At 66.5% G+C, this 403-nt stretch carries 1 protein-coding gene; it reads right to left on the reverse strand.

The features are described 5' to 3' along the window. The coding region (locus JK359_RS38610; RefSeq protein ID WP_201844409.1) for a condensation domain-containing protein at window positions 1–403 on the reverse strand (403 nt) is incomplete at both ends.

Raw genomic sequence — 403 nt, forward strand, 5'->3', positions numbered from 1 at the left:
CGTAGGCGTGATCTGCCTCCCCGTCTCGTTCCACTCGACCAGGATGCGGTGGCGCTCTTCTTCACCCAGCACGTCGATGGTGCTCATGCGGGCTGCGGGGTCGGCGACCATGGCCCGGAGGACGAGGAGCAGTCGCTGCGCGAGCGCCTCGACCGTGGCCCGGTCGAACAGGTCCAGGCTGTACTCGATCGTGCCGAACAGCGTGTTGCCGGTCTCGTCGTCGTCCTCGGCCTGCCGCTCGTCGAACACGAAGGACAGGTCGAACTTGGACGAGTCGGCGGGGACTTCGAAGTTGGTTGCCTCGATGCCGGTCAGGTCGATGCTGGCCTCGGGGACGTTCTGGAAGACCAGCATGGTCTGGAAGAGGGGGTGGCGGGCCAGGGAGCGGTCGGGGTTGAGGACT

It is taken from the genome of Streptomyces actinomycinicus (assembly GCF_016741775.1).
GTDB classification, from domain to species: domain Bacteria; phylum Actinomycetota; class Actinomycetes; order Streptomycetales; family Streptomycetaceae; genus Streptomyces; species Streptomyces actinomycinicus.